Source organism: Candidatus Electronema sp. PJ (assembly GCF_048287395.1).
Taxonomy (GTDB): Bacteria; Desulfobacterota; Desulfobulbia; order Desulfobulbales; family Desulfobulbaceae; genus Electronema.
Genome location: NZ_JBLWEO010000061.1, coordinates 56,652 through 74,319 on the forward strand (window position 1 = coordinate 56,652; position 17,668 = coordinate 74,319).

The following is a 17,668-nucleotide window of genomic DNA, read 5'->3' on the forward strand; positions in this document are numbered from 1 at the left end:
ATGCCTGAACACAACACAACTGAAACGGAAAATCAGGACAAACCAGCAGCAGTTCAGCCAGCTGCGCCCAGAAGGAACAGCGCAAAGCCGAAGAAAGAAAAAAGCTGGCTGGATAAAAACATCCACTCACTGCTTGCCAGTGGCATTCTCCTGCTGACCTTCTTTTTGTACTGGAAGATCATAATGTACCCTGCCGACCTTGGAAAAAATGGGATGAAAGAGATTCTCATCTACATTGTAGGTGCTCTGACCACGGTTTCGACCCAAATTGTCTCCTATTACTTTGGCTCCAGCTCAGGGAGTGCAAGTAAAAGCGAAGAACTCCACGACTTGCGCGACAAAACTCATGCGGTGAATGCCCCCAGCAACCCTACGAGTGTACCCAACAACCCGCCGAGCGAGCCTAGCAACTCTCCGATTGTCCAGCCGTAAGAAGAAAACCAGGGGCGAAGACTTCTTCGCCCCCTGTCTCACCTTGCCAACAGCTCACAAACTCCCATCTGCCAGGCCCGGCTCCAGCACATGTTTGACATCATAGATCACGGCCTGCGGGCGACAGATGCGGGCGAATGCTGCCTGGTTTAACCCGGAAAACTCCTGATGTGCTACGGCCAACACTACCGCATCATAGCGGTGTTCAGGCAGTTCCTTGATCATGGTTACGCCGTACATCCGCTCTGCTTCCCCTGGTTCTGCCCAGGGATCATACACTTCGATCTGCGCGCCGTAGGAATGCAGCTCATCAATGATATCTGTGACCCGCGTATTGCGTAAATCCGGGCAATTCTCCTTAAAGGTCAGGCCGAGAAGAAGAATCCGGGCATCTGCTACCTGAATCCGCTTTCTCAGCATCAGTTTGACTATCTCTGAGGCGATGTAACGGCCCATATTGTCGTTGAGCCGTCGGCCTGCCAGAATTACCTCTGGGTGATAACCGACTTGTTGGGCCTTGTGGGTGAGATAATACGGGTCAACACCAATGCAATGGCCGCCAACTAGGCCGGGTCGGAAGGGCAAGAAGTTCCATTTCGTGCCCGCAGCCTTGAGAACTTCCAGGGTATCAATGCCAAGTCGGTTGAAGATCAAAGCCAGCTCGTTGATGAGGGCAATATTGACATCGCGCTGGGTGTTTTCAATCACTTTAGCGGCTTCAGCTACCTTGATACTGCTGGCTTTGAAGGTCCCAGCGGTGATGATCGAGCCGTAGAGCTGATCAACAAACTCGGCAATCTCTGGCGTGGACCCAGAAGTGACTTTCACGATAGTTGGCAAGCGGTGTTCGTGGTCGCCAGGGTTGATTCGCTCCGGGCTATAGCCGGCAAAGAAGTCGCGATTGAATTTTAGGCCAGACACTTGCTCCAGAATTGGGATGCACACCTCCTCAGTTGCCCCTGGATAAACCGTAGATTCGTAAATCACCACATCGCCCGACTTCAACACCCGGCCAACCGTGCGAGATGCGCCTTCCAGTGGAGAAAAATCGGGCCGTTTGCTGTCATCAACCGGTGTTGGTACAGCAACAATGAAGACATTGCATTGCCGCAGGTCATCAATCGAGCTGGTAAACTGTATTTGTCGAGCCGCAGCCAATTCTTCTCCGCTGACCTCGCGGGTAGTGTCGATACCTTTCCTTAATTCGGCGATACGCTGCTCTTTCAGGTCAAAACCAATGCAGGGCAGTTTCTTGCTAAATTCTACAGCTAAAGGCAGACCGACATAGCCCAGGCCGATCACGGCGAGTTGGGTTGATTGCAGATTGGGCATCGTGATTTCTCCAGGTTGTAGTTTGTAGAGGAGCTGCGTAGTTACATACCAATTGCTCGGAACTAACCTGTACACCGGTTTGGTCAACGAGGCAAGAGCACGGAGCAGGAAAGTTTTGCTTCTTGCCTGCGCGCAGCGAAATTGCGGGAAAAAAGAACCTTTTTCTGCTCGCTGCCAAAAGGTTCTTGCTGACTCAACACTCTTGTTGGCTCAATAACACAAGGTTTCTGTTAAGCCATACAAGGTTGCGGCTTAACCACAACTCTTCGTAGCTCGGCCACAAAGAGTTGTGGCTTACCCAGAGAAGGTTCTTGCTTGGCAACAACCTTCTCTGGCTTAACAAGAACCTTTTGTTGCTCGGCAACAACTCTCTGCTGCTCGGCCAGAACCTTCTCTTGTTTGGCAGTAAAAGGTTTCTGCTTGGCCACAACCTTCTCTTGCTCGGCAAGAACCTTTTGTTGCTCGGCCAACACCTTTTGTTGTTAAGCAAGAGAAGGTTGTTAGTAAGCCAAACACGTTTACCAACCGCTTTGGCTTGAGGAAAAGTTACTGCCCAAGCAGTCCAATTCAGTTAAATTGCATTTCCCAGCCAACCAACTGCTCTCGTCGGTACTTTTTTTGGAGTTATCTTTATTTCCCACGGAGTATATTCGGCCAAATTTGGTTGTGAAGCTGCAATTGCAAGCGTATTGGCAGCTGCTCTTTGAGGATAATTTCGGCCAATTGGTCTGGTGCAAGCTGGCCAATGATTGGCGAGAACAAGACAGGGGCTAGGCGGCACAATTCATGCTGGCGAACCAGCTGCACAGCCCAGGCAGCGTCCTTTGCAGAGCTGAGAACGAATTTGATCTCGTCGCGACTGCCTGTTTGCTGGCGTTTGCGCAACCAGGCGAGGTTGCGCCAGTCGTTTTTAAGCATCATGCCTGAGTCTGGGCATTTGAAATCCAAGATTACCTTGACTGCTACGGGCACCCGCTCGATGCTCAGACTGCCACTGGTTTCTAATAACACCTCGCGGCCTTGCGCCAGCAACTCCTCCATTAAAGAATACACTCCTGCCTGCAATAATGGCTCGCCGCCGGTGATTTCCGTCAGCAGGCCAGGATATTGTTCCAGCCACGCGCAGATTTCAGCCACGTGCAGCTCTTGGCCGGCTTCGTCCCAAGTGTAACGAGAATCGCAATAGACGCAGCGCAGGTTGCAGCCACAGAGCCGGATAAAGGCGCAGGGCAGGCCAGCGCGGGTGGATTCGCCCTGAATGGAGTAAAACAGCTCAGAAATGCGCAGGGTATCGGTCATTCGCGGGAAAATTTAGAAGTACACCGCTGGCCCTTCGAGTGCAGAGAGCGGAGAGCAGTTGCCTTGGTCGAGTTGTTCTTGTCGTAGGAGCAAGATCATTAATTTATCTTGCAATTGTTTCAAGCGTAATTTATCTGTAATATACCCCAGTCGCAAGCGAAAGGGTGAGAGTGGGGAGAAAAAAAGCCGACCTAGCTCGCCTGTGTTGCCCAGTACTTGCACCTTCTCCATTGTGGATATCCTGACCATTCTACCCTATTTTCCAAGCTATCTTCCCAGAACTGGTACATTCTGTAAGTCCCCTAGCAGAGTTGACGGGTACTTAACTCCTGAGGATAGATCCTACGAGCCATTTCAACCTCTGTAAGAGACAAGGTTATGACCACACAAAACACCTGGACAAAATCCCTTTGGAAGAGCAAACAGGCTCTTCAGCAGCCAGAATGGCCTGTGCACGAATTGCGCGAAGCCACAGAACTGCTGTCGCACCTGCCGCCCTTAGTGGCAGCGGGCGAAATCCGCGAACTGAAGGCGCATCTCGCCAAGGCAGCCAAAGGCGAGGCCTTCTTGCTCCAAGGCGGCGATTGCTCAGAGGAGTTCCTTCGTTGCACAGCCCCGAACATCAAAAGCACCTTGAAAGTGCTGCTGCAAATGGCCGCAATTCTCACCTACGCAGGCGGTAAACCAGTGATCAAGGTAGGCCGCATCGCTGGCCAGTACGCCAAACCGCGTTCAAGCCCCACTGAAATGATCAACGGCGTGGAACTGCCCAGCTACCGGGGCGATATGTGCAATTCGCAGGAGGCAAATCTTGCTGCCCGCCAGGCTGATCCGCAGCGGATGCTCAAGGGCTATTATCTTTCGGCAGCCACCCTGAATTTATTGCGCGCTTTTGCCCAAGGCGGCTTCAGTTCTCTGCATAACGTGCACAAATGGAACCAGGAGTTTGTCAAAAACTCGCCTGTTGGCGGCTCTTACGAGCAGGGTGTGGCCCGGCAGATTGAGCGGACGCTCAATTTCATGGAGAACATCGGCATCCACACCGATATGCCGCAGATCAAAGAGGTGGAGTTCTTCACCTCGCACGAAGCCCTGTTCTTGGATTACGAGGAGTCGCTGGCCCGCGAGGATTCAGAGGATGAAGTACGCGGTCGCTGGTATGGTTGCTCCGGTCACATGCTCTGGATAGGCGACCGCACGCGACAATTAGACGGTGCACATATCGAATTCCTGCGTGGCGTGCAGAACCCTTTGGGTATGAAGGTCGGGCCAGCGCATGAAATCAGCAACATCCTTGAGGTGATCCGGCTGCTCAACCCGAACAATGAAGAAGGCAGAATGACCCTGATCACCCGCTTCGGTGCGGGCAAGGTTGAACAGTATTTGCCGCCGCTGATTCGGGCTGTAAAGGGCGCAGGACTGCCTGTCCTCTGGTGTTGCGACCCTATGCACGGCAATATCCGCAAGGCGTTGAGCGGTTGCAAGACCCGCAGCTTCGAGGATATTCTCGCCGAGTTGAAAGGCTTCTTTGCCATCTGCGGCAGCGAAGGGGCAGTGCCAGGCGGAGTGCATTTCGAGCTGACTGGCAGGGATGAAAAGACGGGTGACGTGACTGAATGCACGGGTGGCGCGGCTGGTCTAAGCGATGAACATCTGTTACGGAACTATTGCACCGCTTGCGACCCTCGGCTGAATGCCGAGCAGTCGCTGGAAATGGCCTTCAAGATTGCTGAGATGATTAAAAACGACTAAACCCAGCTATTCTTTGTCAACGGCTCGGCTGAAAAGCTGCTGCACGGTTTTCGCGTTCGAGGCCTGTAGCAGCTTACCCCGAATGCTTTCGTCCTTCAGGAGCCTGCTGACCCTGCCTAGGGTCTGGAGGTATTCTGTTGCCATGTCTAAGGGCGAGAGAATCATGACAAACAGATGTACCGGCATTCTATCCCTCGCCTCAAAGGCGATGCCCCGGCCTGATCTGCCGAAGCAGAGGAGTAGCTTCTGGAGGTCAGGCATTTTGCCGTGCGGGATGGCGATTCCATTGCCAACGCCAGTGGAGCCGATCTGCTCGCGCTCCAGTAACACCTGCCGCACTGCCTCGGCTTGTAGATATGGACACTGCCTTTGCGCTGCTGCGGCCAACTCATGGAGCAGCTCATCTTTACTTCTTGCCTTCAGCTCAAGTATAATCCCTTCTTCGGTCAGTTCTGGCATCCGTCTTCCTGTTGTGTTGTAAAAGTGTTAGTTCTTTCGGCGGTGCTTAACCGGTGGAATCTTCATCTGCTCGCGATACTTGGCAATTGTACGGCGAGCTACTTTGATGCCGTCCTTTTCGAGCAGCTCGGCCAGCGCACCATCACTCAAAGGCTTGGCCGGATTCTCCTGCCGGACGAACTGACCAAGCCGCTGTTTGATCGATTCCGCTGTCATATCCTCCCCATCCTCTGACTCTGCCGCGACAGTGGAGAAAAAATACTTCAGCTCGTACAGGCCTTGCGGGGTATGGACGTATTTATTCGCAGCTGCCCGGCTGACCGTCGATTCATGGACCCCAACATCCTGGGCTATGTCGCTGAGAACGAGTGGCTTGAGAAAGCCAGGCCCTTTTTCAAAGAATTCGCGCTGGTGTCGGATGATACTCTCCATGACTCGGCAGATGGTACTCTGTCGGTAGTCCAAGGCACTAATCAGCAACTGGGCGTTCCGTTTTTTGTTGTGGAGATATTCTTTGGAATCCGCAGTTAGCTTGGCGGTCAACATCTCCCGATACTCGACAGAGAGCTGGAGCTGGGGTATATCCTCGCTGTTGAGCTGCACTACGAATTCATCGTCAACTTTGATGACATACACATCTGGGGTAATATACTGCACTGGCTCGCTGCTGTACGCATTGCCGGGATAAGGATTCAGTGCAGCGATCAGAACCGCCGCCTTCTGGACCTCACGGATGTTGCTGCCAGTCCGGCGGACGATATCAGCGAAGTTGCGGTTTTGCAGTTCCTCAAAGAAATCCGTTACGATATATCCGGCTAAACTGTCCTCTAGCCCTTTCCGCTCCAACTGGAGCAGAAGCGACTCCTGCACGCTCCGGGCTGCCACACCAGGTGGATCCAGGCTTTGCACTAGCCGCAGCATTCCCTCTGCTTCTTGATGAGAACAGCCGACATGTTGGCAGATATCGGCAATTTCTGCGTCTAAAAAACCGTGACCATCCAGATTGCCGAGAATAAAGCGGGCAATATCCAAATCTCGTTCGTCTAAACAGAGATGGGTAAGCTGCCAAGCTAAGAAGGAAACTAAGTTAGGTGTAGCAGAAACAAAATCCAAGCGGGAAGGCGCGTCTGCCGCTGGAGTTTCACGGGCAAAGGAGAAGTCTGCATCAAAGTTGTTGCTGTAGTCCTCCCAGTTGACTTCGGCTGTTGCTGCTGGATCGTCGCCTGTTACTCGGCCTGTGATTGGTGTCTCGCCACCTTCCCCTATTTCCTCAGCAGGCTGCATCTCCACCAGGCCGCTGTCCTCCGGTTGAACCTCTTCCAGAAGCGGATTCTGTTCCATTTCAGCCTGCAAAGCTCCGAGCAGCTCCAGCCGGTTAAGCTGGAGCAGCTTGATCGCCTGCTGGAGCTGCTGGGTCATGAGCAGCTTCTGGGCCAGCTTCAAATGCTGGCGGAGTTCAAGGCTCATGCGTGGCGACCAGCTCTACAGCGTAAAATTTTCGCCGAGGTACATCTTCTTGGCTAGCTCGCTGCGGATAATGTCGCCCGCTGCGCCGCTGGTCAGAATCTGGCCTTCGTTCATGATGTAGGCAAAATCGCAGACTTGGAGGGTCTCGCGGACATTGTGGTCGGAAATCAAGATACCAAGGCCCTTGGCTTTGAGAACGCGGATGATTTGCTGGAGGTCAGCCACTGAGAGCGGATCAACCCCGGCGAACGGCTCGTCAAGCAGGATAAAACGGGGCTGCACGGCTAAGGCACGCATGATCTCCACCCGCCGCCGCTCGCCGCCAGACAAGGCATGGCCCTTGTTTTTCGCCAAATGACTGATCTTCAGCTCGGCCATTAGCTCGCCGATGCGTTGGCTGATCTCGTTGCGGCTGAGACCCAGCGGCTCCAGGACGATGCGGACATTTTCCTCAACCGTCAGCTTTTTAAAGACCGAGGACTCCTGGGCCAGATAGGTAATACCCTTGGCTGCCCGCTCGTGAATAGGCAGATCACCGATTTCCTCGCCATCTAACAGCACCGCTCCCGCGCTAGGCCGGATAAAGCCGACTATGGAATAAAAGGTGGTGGTCTTGCCTGCCCCGTTCGGCCCCAAGAGACCGACAATAGAGCTACTCCGTACCTCTAGACTCACCTGATCGACCACGCGCCGAGCACGGTATTCTTTGACCAGATTCCTGGTCTCCAGAACGCTCATGCCTTACTTCTGCTGAATGATCGCCTTAACCCGGCCTGGCTTGCTCTGATCCTGCTCAAACACCGACCGCTTCTCATCTAAATAATACGTAATGGTGTCGCTCGAGACCATGTTCTGCCCTTCTGATGCCTTGGCCTTACCGCTGAGAACTACCTTGCGCTCGTCGGCGTAGTAGTCCATCCGCTCGCCGGTGCCAAGCCAGTCTTCCTGGGTGACTTGCACGTTGCCGACGCAGATCAGCTTCTTCACCTTGCTGGACTTATTCTTCGGTTTATCCGGGCTGCTCTGTTCATAAAAGACAGTCATCTCGTCAGTGCGGATGGTGACTTTATCCTGACTGGCATCGACGTTACCGATAAAAACCACCGAATTTTTCTCTTCCTGCGACACCATGCGGTCAGCTTCAATGTTGATCGGCGCATCCTCTTTTTCCTTTTCCTTGCAGAAAGCTGGCCCTACCGAGGCCATGATCGCAGCGGTTAAGGCCGCAGCCAAAAGCCGCCGGGTGGGGAATAAAAAAAAATACATTGTTGTCCCTGTCTGAATCATGTTTTATAAGATGCTGAAAAAAACAGCGGGCTGTCTTGTGCCAGAGACGTACAAGATACAGGGTTCGCCGAAAAATGTAAAGTGTTTCCATCTCCCTGTTCACAGAAGAAAAGCCGCATTCCAACCCCACTGGAGTCATGCCATGCAGAATGAGATTACCAAGGCCAAGGTGCTGATCGAATCTTTACCCTATCTCCGTGAGTTCAACGGAAAAACCGTGGTCATTAAGTACGGCGGCCACGCCATGGTGGATGAGGAGCTGAAGAAGAGCTTTGCTCTCGACGTGATCCTGCTCAAGTACATCGGGATCAACCCGGTAATTATTCACGGCGGTGGCCCGCAGATCAACGAGTTCCTCGCCAAAATGCAGATCACCTCCAGCTACGTACAGGGGATGAGGGTCACGGATGGCCCGACGATGGATGTGGTTGAAATGGTACTGGTCGGTAAGGTGAATAAGGAGATTGTCGGCCTGATCAACCACTGCGGCGGCAGGGCTGTGGGGTTATCGGGCCGGGACGGCGATTTAGTTCAGGCGAAAAAGATGAAGGTGCCAGGCAAGCCGGAGCGGGAGAATGCGCCGCCAGAGTTGATTGACTTGGGCCGAGTCGGCGAAGTAACCAAAATCAATCCAGACATTTTGGAAACCTTAGATAGCAAGAATTTTATTCCGGTGATTGCGCCGGTAGGGGTGGGCGAGGACGGCCAGGCCTACAACATCAATGCTGACTTAGTAGCCGGAGCCATTGCCGCCGAGCTGAAGGCCGCGAAATTGATTCTGCTCACCGATGTTGAAGGGGTGAAGGATGCTCAGGGCCAGCTTATCTCATCCATCGCGATTTCCTCCATCGAGCAGCTCATCAGCGATGGCGTGATCAAGGGCGGCATGATTCCCAAGCTGCGCTGCTGCGCTTCCGCCATCAATGGCGGGGTGAATAAAGCGCACATCATCGATGGGCGGCAGGAACACGCCATCTTGCTGGAAATCTTCACCCATAAAGGCATAGGCACAGAGATCACGGCGTGAGCAGCTGCGTTCAAGGCACAACAGCGTGTCGAGCGAGGTAAGACAGAGTCTCGCTCGACAAAATAATTCTACCTAAAGAAACGACTGATGAACAATTCAGATTGGATAACACGAGGTGAAGCAGTGTTTGCAGGAACCTACAGCCGCTTTCCGGCAGCTATTGTACGGGGCGAAGGCTGCCGCCTCTGGGATGCGGACGGTAAGGAGTACTTGGACTTTCTCTCCGGGATTGCGGTCTGCTCGCTCGGGCATTGTCATCCGGCAGTGACTGAGGCGGTCTGCACTCAAGCAAAGAAGTTGTTGCATGTCTCCAACCTGTTCTACACTGAGCCGCAGACTGAGTTGGCTGAACTGCTGACCCAGTACAGCTTTGCCGAGCGGGTCTTCATGTGTAACTCTGGCGCAGAGGCCAATGAGGCGGCGATCAAATTGGCCCGCATCTACAGCAGCAGTGCAGGTCGATATGAGGTGATTTCTCTCTCCGGTTCCTTTCATGGCCGGACGCTGGCAACCGTAGCGGCCACGGGCCAACCGAAGTTTCACAAAGGCTTTGAGCCATTGCCCAGCGGTTTTGTCCATGCAGGCTTTGGTGAACCCGAGGCCATCGAAAAGCTGATCAACGATAAGACCTGCGCAGTCCTCTGCGAGCCGTTGCAAGGCGAGAGCGGCGTGCGGCCACTGTCAGGGGAGTATCTGCAAGCCATACGGAGCCTCTGCGACCGGCATGGCCTGCTGTTAATCTTCGACGAAGTGCAGACAGGCATCGGTCGTACTGGCAGTCTCTTTGCCTATGAGCAATGCGGCGTGGTGCCGGACATCATGACGCTGGCCAAGGCCCTTGCCAATGGCCTGCCCATTGGTGCAATGCTCACTCGTACCAAGATTGCTGCCGCCTTCACGCCGGGTACGCACGCCTCAACCTTTGGTGGCAACCCAGTAGCAGCAGCAGCGGGCGTAGCAGTGCTGAAGACCATGCTGGCTGAGGGCTTTTTCGCGGATGTGCAGGAGCGCAGCACCTATTTCATCCAGCGGCTAGAAGAGATTGCGCAGAAGTTTCCCCTGTTTTGTTCAGGTGTACGCGGACGAGGAATGCTGCTCGGCGTAGTTTTGACAGATCATGGCATTGCGCAGGGAACAGCAATTGTTCAGCGCATGTTTGAACGCGGTATTTTGATGAATTTTGCCGGGATGCAGGCCCTGCGTTTCATTCCGCCCCTGATCGTCAGCAAAGAAGAGATTAACCGGGTGATTGAGGAATTAGGGCAGGTGCTGGCAGAGCTGGGATAGCAAGGCCGAGGCTTACCCGCAGTTCGTTGAGAACTTGCCTGCAACAATAGATAGCCCCGCCCTGTTGGGCGGGATCTGTTCCCAACTGTTTTTAACAAGATGCGTCGCAAACGAAAGTGGATCAGACTCGTTGCTTCGCCAGGAAAAACGCAATCCTTCGCCAAATTATACGAAACTGGCAACGCCCCTCTGCTTCCCCTTCCCTCAGTTGCCAAACCCCTCCTGATCGAGTATTGTTCCAAGCCATTGCCCGCAGCGGAATCAGCGCGGAGCAAGGCTGATTTCTTCCAAACCGACAGACAGGGACAGTGCGCAATGGACATCCAACCGAGCAGCAAGACTAAATTCATCTTTATCACCGGCGGCGTTCTCTCCTCACTCGGCAAAGGGCTGGCCGCAGCCTCTATCGGTGCCCTGCTGGAAAGCCGGGGCATGACCGTCACCTTTCAAAAGCTCGATCCCTACATTAACGTGGATCCAGGCACGATGAATCCCTTCCAGCACGGCGAGGTCTATGTCACTGACGACGGTGCTGAGACGGATCTCGACATGGGCCACTACGAACGCTACACCAAAGCGGTGATGGGCAGGATTAACAACTACACTTCTGGCCGGATTTACTACTCCGTCATCATGAAGGAGCGGCGCGGCGAGTATCTTGGCGGCACCGTCCAAATGATTCCGCACATCACCGACGAGATCAAGCAGGCAGTGATGCAGCTTGACGGTATGGCTGACGTAGCGATCATCGAAATTGGCGGTACAGTCGGAGATATTGAAGGCCTGCCCTTCATTGAAGCCATCCGCCAGCTGCGCGGCGACTTGGGGCGGGAGTATTCGCTCTTCATCCACCTAACCTTAGTGCCTTTTATCAAGACTGCGGGCGAGATCAAGACCAAGCCGACCCAGCATTCAGTGAAAGAACTCCTGGCCTCTGGGATTCAGCCGGATATTCTCATCTGTCGCACCGAGGTGCCCTTAGATGCCTCGCTCAAGAAGAAGATTGCCCTCTTCTGCAATATCGAAGCCGAGGCGGTATTCACGGCAGTGGATGTGGAAAACATCTACGAACTGCCCCTGCGCTTACATGAAGAGGGTGCAGACGACCGCATCTTGAAGAAACTGGGAATCTGGACCGGTGCGCCCAATATCAAACCCTGGCAAGAGTTGGTCAAACGGAGCAAAAACCCGGCCCGCAGCGTGACCATCGGCATTACTGGCAAGTATGTCGAGCTAAAGGAGGCCTACAAAAGCCTGCACGAGGCCCTGATTCACGGCGGACTGGCCTGCAATGCGAAAGTAAACCTGCGCTACATCGCGGCAGATGATTTGGAAAGCAGCGGCTCCGTAGATGAACTGGCTGGCTGCGATGGCATCCTCGTACCAGGCGGTTTTGGCAGCCGAGGCACCGAGGGCAAAATCCGGGCCATCCGTCATGCCCGAGAAAAAAAGGTGCCCTTCTTCGGTATTTGCTTGGGAATGCAGCTGGCCGTGGTTGAGTTCGCCCGCAACGTCGCTGGGCTGGAAGGCGCAGACTCTGTGGAGCTAAATCCGATCACTGCACACCCGGTTATTTACCTGATGAAGGAATGGTTTGACTTCCGCAGCGGCAAAACCGAGATCCGGGACGAGAATTCCAACATGGGTGGCACGCTGCGCCTCGGCGCGTATCCCTGCGTTCTCAAAGAAGGCAGCCTTGCCCACACTGCGTATGGCCAAGCAGAGATCAGTGAGCGGCATCGGCACCGCTACGAGTTCAACAATCTCTACCGCGAGCAGCTCGAACAGGCAGGGCTGATGGTCAGCGGCACCTCGCCAGACAGTAGTTTGGTTGAGATCGTCGAGCTGGCCGAGCATCCCTGGTTTCTCGGCTGTCAATTCCACCCAGAATTCAAATCCAAGCCCATGCAGCCGCATCCGCTCTTCCGGGCCTTTATTGCCGCAGCCTTGCAGAACCAGGCGCAGTGAGGGCGGATGATGGGTGAGCAGAGAGAGAAAAAGCTGAAGGTCGTCACCATTGACGGCCCTTCGGGTGGGGGCAAATCCACGGTCAGTCGCAAGGTAGCAGCGGCCCTTGGCTATACCTATTTGGATACTGGCGCGATGTACCGGGTGGTCGGTTTTCAATGCAAGCGGGCGGGAATTGATCTGACAGATGCAGCTGCGCTGTCCGGGCTGCTTGAGCAGCTGGAGATCCGCCTGCTGCCGCCTTTGCACGAGGGCGACGACGTGCGGGTGCTGCTGAATGGCGAGGAGATCAGCGCGGCCATCCGCAGCCCAGAAGCCGGAATGCTGGCCTCGCAGGTTTCGGCCCTGCCAGCGGTGCGGGCAAAGCTAACGGCCTTGCAGCAAGAGATGGGCCAAGCAGGCGGGATCGTTGCAGAGGGCCGCGACACCGGTACCGTGGTCTTTCCTGACGCTGCCTGGAAGTTTTATCTGGATGCGCCGCCAGAAGAACGCTGTCGCCGCCGGGTTGCACAGCTACGGGCCAAAGGCCAACAGGTGAATGAGCAGGCTCTGCTCGCGCAGATCATCCAGCGCGACAAGCAAGACTGCGAGCGCACAGTTGCCCCGCTGCGCATGGCCGAAGATGCGGTATTAATTGATTCTTCCAACTTGAGTGCTGAGGAAGTGGCGGAGAAAATGCTGGCTGTAATTCAAGGCCTGGAGCATTGCTAGTTGGAAACGTTCGATTGTAAGTCGCTGGCAAAGGAGTTTGGTTTGGCAAAAAAGGAGTTCTGCCGACTTGGAAAGGAGTTGTACTCGGCCAGAAAGGAGTTTGGCCGAGTAACAAAGGAGTTCTGTTGAGCCGCAAAGGAGTCTTGCCGACTTGCAAAGGAGTTCTGTTGAGCCGCAAAGGAGTCTTGCCGACTTGCAAAGGAGTTTGAGTCGGCCAAACTCCTCTGTGGCCAAACAGGAAAGGAGTTCTGCCAAGCAAAACTCCTCTTCTGCCGACTTCAACTCCTTTCTGGCCGAGCCAAACTCCTTTCATAACGAGCCGTACTCTTCCCCAAACTCCTCTGCAAGCAGGACAACTCGCCCTTTTTTCTCAGGAGTAACGCCTACATTCTGTCATGAGACAGTTTGCTCCATCGTCTCTCCTCCACCAACAGCCCTGACGTGGCTGCCTTTTTTGCTCAATAGATTGCCATGCGTATCGCCCTGATTCAAACCAATCCGACCATTGGTGCTTTCGAGCGCAACCTGGCCCTGCTTCTTGACCGCCTCCGGCAGGCGGAGCAGCAGGGCTGCGGTCTGGCCATTTTCCCGGAGCTGGCCCTTTGCGGCTATCCGCCCCAGGATTTGCTCGAACGTCGCGATTTCCTTGCCGCCCATGACCACGCTTTAGACCGACTGATTGCCGCTGTCGGCGAAACCGGCGTGGTGCTGGGCGCGGTCGAGCAGCGGAGCGGGCCAGGCAAACCGCTCTACAACTCCGCTCTGCTCATTCACCAGGGCAAGGTCATCCAGCGGGTGCGCAAACAGCTCCTGCCCACCTACGATGTCTTTGATGAGAGCCGCTATTTCGAGCCAGGCAAGCCCTCACTGCCTTTTTCTTTCCAGGGTCTGCATCTTGGTTTGACGGTCTGCGAGGATATTTGGCAGCAAGGGCAGTATTGTTGCGATCCAGTAGCGGCCTTGTTTCAGGCTGGCAAAGGGCCAGATGTGCTCATCAACATCTCCGCCTCGCCCTATCACCACGGCAAGCTCGGCGAACGCCGCCGTCTCTTCGCTGCTCTCTGTCAGCACTACGCTGTACCCTTGCTCTATGTCAATCAGGTCGGTGGCCAGGATTCATTGATCTTTGACGGCCACTCCGCAGCGGTGAATCAGCAAGGTGAAATCTGTGCGGCTGCCGCTGGTTTCCGTGAAGATATGCTGATCATCAACACCGATGACCTGCGCCAGGAGGCAAAGCAAGGTGCTGTGCCAGAGGATTCGATTGCCCAGGTTGAGGCCGCGCTTGTTCTCGGTTTGCGGGATTATCTGCACAAGACTGGCTTCCGCAAGGCGGTAATTGGCTTGTCTGGCGGGATTGATTCGGCAGTGACAGCGGTGTTAGCCAGCCTTGCTCTTGGCCCGGAGAACCTGCTCGGCGTGGCCTTGCCGTCTCCTTACACCGCCCAGATGAGTATTGACGATGCGCAGACGTTGAGCAGGAATCTCGGTTGCGCTTTGGAGATTCTCCCGATTGTTGGAATGATGGTGGCCTACCAGCAGGCCCTTGCGCCGCTCTTTGCCGGGCTGCCTGAGGACGTGACTGAGCAGAATATCCAGGCCCGCATCCGGGGTAATCTGCTCATGGCCTTGTCGAACAAGTTCGGCGGTATGGTGCTCTCCACTGGCAACAAGTCGGAAATGGCTGTGGGCTATTGCACCCTGTATGGCGATATGAGCGGCGGCCTGGCCGTGCTGGCGGACGTACCCAAGGTGATGGTCTATGAATTAGCCCGCTGGATGAACCGGGCAGGCGAGGTGATCCCGGAGCGGATTATCATCCGGCCGCCAACAGCAGAGCTAAAGCCGGATCAGTTGGATCAGGACGACTTGCCGCCGTATGAGGTGCTCGACCCAATCTTGGCCGCTTATTTAGAAGAACATCTCAGTCTGGAGGAAATCGCCGCCCGTGGCTTTGCCCGCGAGACGGTGCGCGGCATTATCCTCCGCATCATCCGCAATGAACATAAGCGCAAGCAGGCCGCGCTGGGCCTGAAGGTGACAAGCAAGGCCTTTGGCTATGGCAGAAGGTATCCGGTGGTGCAAGGATTTCTGGAATAAAAACTATACACAGTTTAAATATTAGTACCAATAGAGTTGCTAATAATCCTTCTCAAGAAGGATTCAGATGTGGTATAATATTTCTTTAGAGGGAGGAAGATATCTATCGATTGGAAGCAATTAATTCTTCCAGTTACAGGAGGCTATCATGGTATGTTACAAAAAAGTAGTGTTGTGTACCTGTTTTTCTGTCGGCAATATATTGCCGCTTTACTCAGCAATTGCGGATACGAGCTGCGGCTTACCTTATGTTGATGTCTGGGACTCGACAGACCCGGGTAATTTCGTCAAGATTGCCACAGTAAAGGTTATAGAAACAGCGCAGACAGGTGCTGATCACTATAATTACTATAGCAATTCAGGTCATCCAGCTTATGTTAACGTTCAACACAAGACGGCCAATAGTTGGATGCATCACAATCTGAACACCGGTGATTTAAGCTTTAGTTTTATTTTTGGCAAGGCTGATGCCAATCAATCCGGCACGGTTGCCAATTCTGCTAGTCTCAATTTTCGGATTGTCGGCAGCACTTCCGATCCTTTTGTTGCTTTGGCAGATGATACCGGAGAAGCTAAAGAGACACCGGTAGGTTCTAATGCATATATTGGAACTTATAAATATGCACTCAAGGGTACAGACGGAATTGTAGTCAGTGGAATTGGTGGCACAGAATGGACTGTCATTGTTGATGCCGGGAATTTCGGCAATATCACCAACTGGTACTTTACCAACGGAACCGCACCTGATGTCTCTGATGACGTATCGTTGACATTGGGGCATGAATACCGCATAACTCCTGCCTGTCAACCGCCCTCGAATAAGCCTGTGACCGTTACCGATAAAGACACTGACGGCGATGGCATCATAGATGAGAACGACAACTGCCCTGTTACGCCTAATCAGGATCAGGCGGACAGCGACGGCGATGGTATCGGCAATGCCTGCGAAGAAAAAATCATCACAGATACGGACGGAGACGGCGTTCCAGATGAAAGTGACAACTGTCCCAACGTTGCCAATCCTGATCAATTAGACAGCGACGGCGATGGCATCGGCAATGCCTGCGAAGCAGATACTGACGGAGATGGAGTCATTGATGATAACGACAATTGCATCGCTGTTCCTAACCCTGACCAGAAAGATGAAACCGGACTTCCTGGTGTGGGCGATGCCTGCGAACCAGATGCTGACGGCGACGGCATCCCAGATGCAAAAGACAATTGCCCGACCACGCCTAATCAGGATCAGACAGACAGCAACGGCGATGGGATTGGCGATGCCTGCGAAGTAGATACAGACAAGGACGGCATCCCAGATGAAAATGACGGTTGCCCTAGCGACAACTGCCCTACTGTTGCCAATCCTGATCAATTAGACAGTGACGGCGACGGCATCGGCGATGCCTGTGATTCAGACAAAGACGGCGACGGCATCAATGATGAAGAGGATAAATGCCTCAACGTGCAGAATCCCGATCAGAAAGACACAGACGGCGATGGGATTGGCGATGCCTGCGACAACGACACGGATGGCGACGGTATCAATGACGAAGGGGACAATTGCCCCAACATTTCTAACCCGACGCAGAAAGATACCGACGGCGACGGCATCGGCGACATCTGCGATCCAGACAAAGACGGCGACGGAGTCCATGATGATCAAGACAACTGCCCCTATATTCCGAATCAGGATCAGGCAGACAAGGATGGCAACGGCCTGGGGGATGCTTGCAGTTGTGATCAAAACGTAGTTATCGACACCGATAAAGACGGCATCCCGGATGACAAGGACAATTGCCCAAGCGTGGCAAACCCTGATCAAAAGGATTCCAATGCCGATCAAATCGGGGATGCTTGCACTCCGGCAACAGAGGTATGTGAAGGGCTTGATGTCGGTGTAACCGGTATTATCACGGTCAGACCAAAGGAAATGGACAGAGACATTGCCGAGTTCAAGATGCGGGGCATGTCGGACATTGGCACAGCGGCAAAAGATGCGGTGAAAAACGGGACTGGCTTAAAGTTCAAATTTGGCCCATGTGGTGCGCCTCTCTACAGCTTTACCGCAAGCAGTACAGACCTTGATGTCGCAGGCAATAGAATGGTCTATCGTCAAGGCAACGTTGATGTAGTTCGCTGTGTGTTCAACAATAAACAATGTGTTGTCAATATTAAAGAGACTGATCTGGATGAAAAGGCTCTTGATGCACTCCTAAAAGGCGAGATGACGGTTGCTCTGGAAGTTGGCTCAAAGAATTATCTCAACACCGGGACCTGGGAGCAGTTTGACAGCAACAGCGGTACTTGGACTAAGTTCAGAAAGGATAAATAACCGGTTATCCCTTCTGGGAGCTTCTGTTCTCGGACTTAGAAAGCAGGAAGCGAGCCACGTGCATGGCTCGCTTTTTTTATTAGACCTCTTGCATAAGGACAACAAAGGCTTCGTGCTTGCCCCGCGAGTTTTCCCTTGATGGGCTGAAGTTCGCCCTGCCTGAACAATCTACACCCGCAGTGTTGGTTCCTTTTCTGTGATCCTGTGTTTTTTTG

At 53.8% G+C, this 17,668-nt stretch carries 16 protein-coding genes; 9 read left to right on the forward strand and 7 right to left on the reverse strand.

Features of this window, described 5'->3' with window-relative positions:
• Complete coding sequence (locus ACNKIB_RS09690; RefSeq protein ID WP_417910342.1) at nucleotides 1–432, forward strand: hypothetical protein; 432 nt, start codon at nucleotides 1–3, stop codon at nucleotides 430–432.
• A 54-nt stretch (nucleotides 433–486) separates the two neighbouring features.
• On the opposite strand, the gene ACNKIB_RS09695 is transcribed toward ACNKIB_RS09690, so the two are convergent.
• The 3 genes from ACNKIB_RS09695 to ACNKIB_RS09705 form a co-directional block, all read right to left on the reverse strand.
• Nucleotides 487–1,764, reverse strand: coding sequence for a nucleotide sugar dehydrogenase (locus ACNKIB_RS09695; RefSeq protein ID WP_417910343.1), 1,278 nt, complete (start codon nucleotides 1,762–1,764; stop codon nucleotides 487–489).
• A 230-nt stretch (nucleotides 1,765–1,994) separates the two neighbouring features.
• Entirely contained in the window at nucleotides 1,995–2,234 is a 240-nt protein-coding gene (locus tag ACNKIB_RS09700; protein WP_417910344.1) for a hypothetical protein, read from the reverse strand.
• 160 nt (nucleotides 2,235–2,394) lie between these two features.
• Complete coding sequence (locus ACNKIB_RS09705) at nucleotides 2,395–3,063, reverse strand: radical SAM protein (protein ID WP_417910345.1); 669 nt, start codon at nucleotides 3,061–3,063, stop codon at nucleotides 2,395–2,397.
• A 378-nt stretch (nucleotides 3,064–3,441) separates the two neighbouring features.
• Here ACNKIB_RS09705 and ACNKIB_RS09710 point away from each other — a divergent pair, with 378 nt between their 5' ends.
• Nucleotides 3,442–4,815 carry a class II 3-deoxy-7-phosphoheptulonate synthase gene (locus tag ACNKIB_RS09710; protein ID WP_417910346.1) on the forward strand — a complete coding sequence of 458 codons (1,374 nt, stop codon included), beginning with the start codon at nucleotides 3,442–3,444 and terminating at the stop codon, nucleotides 4,813–4,815.
• Between the two features lie 6 nt (nucleotides 4,816–4,821).
• Here the strand turns inward: ACNKIB_RS09710 and ACNKIB_RS09715 are convergent, their stop codons facing one another.
• From ACNKIB_RS09715 to lptA, 4 genes are read right to left on the reverse strand one after another with little or no spacing between them, the layout of a single operon-like run.
• Complete coding sequence (locus ACNKIB_RS09715) at nucleotides 4,822–5,274, reverse strand: PTS sugar transporter subunit IIA (RefSeq protein ID WP_417910347.1); 453 nt, start codon at nucleotides 5,272–5,274, stop codon at nucleotides 4,822–4,824.
• 27 nt (nucleotides 5,275–5,301) lie between these two features.
• The gene (gene rpoN, locus ACNKIB_RS09720; protein WP_417910348.1) at nucleotides 5,302–6,741 is read right to left on the reverse strand and encodes an RNA polymerase factor sigma-54; all 1,440 of its coding nucleotides are present in this window, start codon (nucleotides 6,739–6,741) and stop codon (nucleotides 5,302–5,304) included.
• A gap of 15 nt (nucleotides 6,742–6,756) precedes the next feature.
• Entirely contained in the window at nucleotides 6,757–7,479 is a 723-nt protein-coding gene (gene lptB, locus ACNKIB_RS09725) for an LPS export ABC transporter ATP-binding protein (protein ID WP_417910349.1), read from the reverse strand.
• A gap of 3 nt (nucleotides 7,480–7,482) precedes the next feature.
• Nucleotides 7,483–8,007, reverse strand: coding sequence for a lipopolysaccharide transport periplasmic protein LptA (lptA, locus tag ACNKIB_RS09730; protein WP_417910350.1), 525 nt, complete (start codon nucleotides 8,005–8,007; stop codon nucleotides 7,483–7,485).
• A 163-nt stretch (nucleotides 8,008–8,170) separates the two neighbouring features.
• On the opposite strand from lptA, the gene argB reads away from it, so the two are divergent.
• The 7 genes from argB (at nucleotide 8,171) to ACNKIB_RS09765 (ending at nucleotide 17,453) form a co-directional block, all read left to right on the forward strand.
• Nucleotides 8,171–9,055, forward strand: a complete 885-nt coding sequence (gene argB / locus ACNKIB_RS09735; protein ID WP_417910351.1) for an acetylglutamate kinase — start codon at nucleotides 8,171–8,173, stop codon at nucleotides 9,053–9,055.
• A gap of 87 nt (nucleotides 9,056–9,142) precedes the next feature.
• Complete coding sequence (locus tag ACNKIB_RS09740) at nucleotides 9,143–10,342, forward strand: acetylornithine transaminase (protein WP_417910352.1); 1,200 nt, start codon at nucleotides 9,143–9,145, stop codon at nucleotides 10,340–10,342.
• 315 nt (nucleotides 10,343–10,657) lie between these two features.
• Nucleotides 10,658–12,310, forward strand: coding sequence for a CTP synthase (locus ACNKIB_RS09745; RefSeq protein ID WP_417910353.1), 1,653 nt, complete (start codon nucleotides 10,658–10,660; stop codon nucleotides 12,308–12,310).
• A gap of 6 nt (nucleotides 12,311–12,316) precedes the next feature.
• A complete protein-coding gene (gene cmk / locus ACNKIB_RS09750; RefSeq protein ID WP_417910354.1) occupies nucleotides 12,317–13,021 on the forward strand; it encodes a (d)CMP kinase in 705 nt (234 codons plus the stop codon).
• Nucleotides 13,022–13,150, forward strand: coding sequence for a hypothetical protein (locus ACNKIB_RS09755; protein WP_417910355.1), 129 nt, complete (start codon nucleotides 13,022–13,024; stop codon nucleotides 13,148–13,150).
• Nucleotides 13,151–13,492: 342 nt separating this feature from the next.
• Nucleotides 13,493–15,121, forward strand: a complete 1,629-nt coding sequence (locus tag ACNKIB_RS09760) for an NAD+ synthase (RefSeq protein WP_417910356.1) — start codon at nucleotides 13,493–13,495, stop codon at nucleotides 15,119–15,121.
• Nucleotides 15,122–15,269: 148 nt separating this feature from the next.
• Nucleotides 15,270–17,453 (forward strand): thrombospondin type 3 repeat-containing protein, encoded by a 2,184-nt coding sequence (locus tag ACNKIB_RS09765; RefSeq protein WP_417910357.1) that lies wholly within the window; start codon nucleotides 15,270–15,272, stop codon nucleotides 17,451–17,453.
• The last annotated feature ends 215 nt before the right edge of the window (nucleotides 17,454–17,668 follow it).

Excerpts from the sequence above, each read along its gene's own strand:
- ACNKIB_RS09690 (WP_417910342.1), top strand. The coding sequence starts at position 1 with ATGCCTGAACACAACACAACTGAAACGGAAAATCAGGACAAACCAGCA.
- ACNKIB_RS09695 (WP_417910343.1), bottom strand. The coding sequence starts at position 1,764 with ATGCCCAATCTGCAATCAACCCAACTCGCCGTGATCGGCCTGGGCTAT.
- ACNKIB_RS09705 (WP_417910345.1), bottom strand. The coding sequence starts at position 3,063 with ATGACCGATACCCTGCGCATTTCTGAGCTGTTTTACTCCATTCAGGGC.
- ACNKIB_RS09710 (WP_417910346.1), top strand. The coding sequence starts at position 3,442 with ATGACCACACAAAACACCTGGACAAAATCCCTTTGGAAGAGCAAACAG.
- ACNKIB_RS09715 (WP_417910347.1), bottom strand. The coding sequence starts at position 5,274 with ATGCCAGAACTGACCGAAGAAGGGATTATACTTGAGCTGAAGGCAAGA.
- rpoN (WP_417910348.1), bottom strand. The coding sequence starts at position 6,741 with ATGAGCCTTGAACTCCGCCAGCATTTGAAGCTGGCCCAGAAGCTGCTC.
- lptB (WP_417910349.1), bottom strand. The coding sequence starts at position 7,479 with ATGAGCGTTCTGGAGACCAGGAATCTGGTCAAAGAATACCGTGCTCGG.
- lptA (WP_417910350.1), bottom strand. The coding sequence starts at position 8,007 with ATGTATTTTTTTTTATTCCCCACCCGGCGGCTTTTGGCTGCGGCCTTA.
- argB (WP_417910351.1), top strand. The coding sequence starts at position 8,171 with ATGCAGAATGAGATTACCAAGGCCAAGGTGCTGATCGAATCTTTACCC.
- ACNKIB_RS09740 (WP_417910352.1), top strand. The coding sequence starts at position 9,143 with ATGAACAATTCAGATTGGATAACACGAGGTGAAGCAGTGTTTGCAGGA.
- ACNKIB_RS09745 (WP_417910353.1), top strand. The coding sequence starts at position 10,658 with ATGGACATCCAACCGAGCAGCAAGACTAAATTCATCTTTATCACCGGC.
- cmk (WP_417910354.1), top strand. The coding sequence starts at position 12,317 with ATGATGGGTGAGCAGAGAGAGAAAAAGCTGAAGGTCGTCACCATTGAC.
- ACNKIB_RS09760 (WP_417910356.1), top strand. The coding sequence starts at position 13,493 with ATGCGTATCGCCCTGATTCAAACCAATCCGACCATTGGTGCTTTCGAG.
- ACNKIB_RS09765 (WP_417910357.1), top strand. The coding sequence starts at position 15,270 with ATGGTATGTTACAAAAAAGTAGTGTTGTGTACCTGTTTTTCTGTCGGC.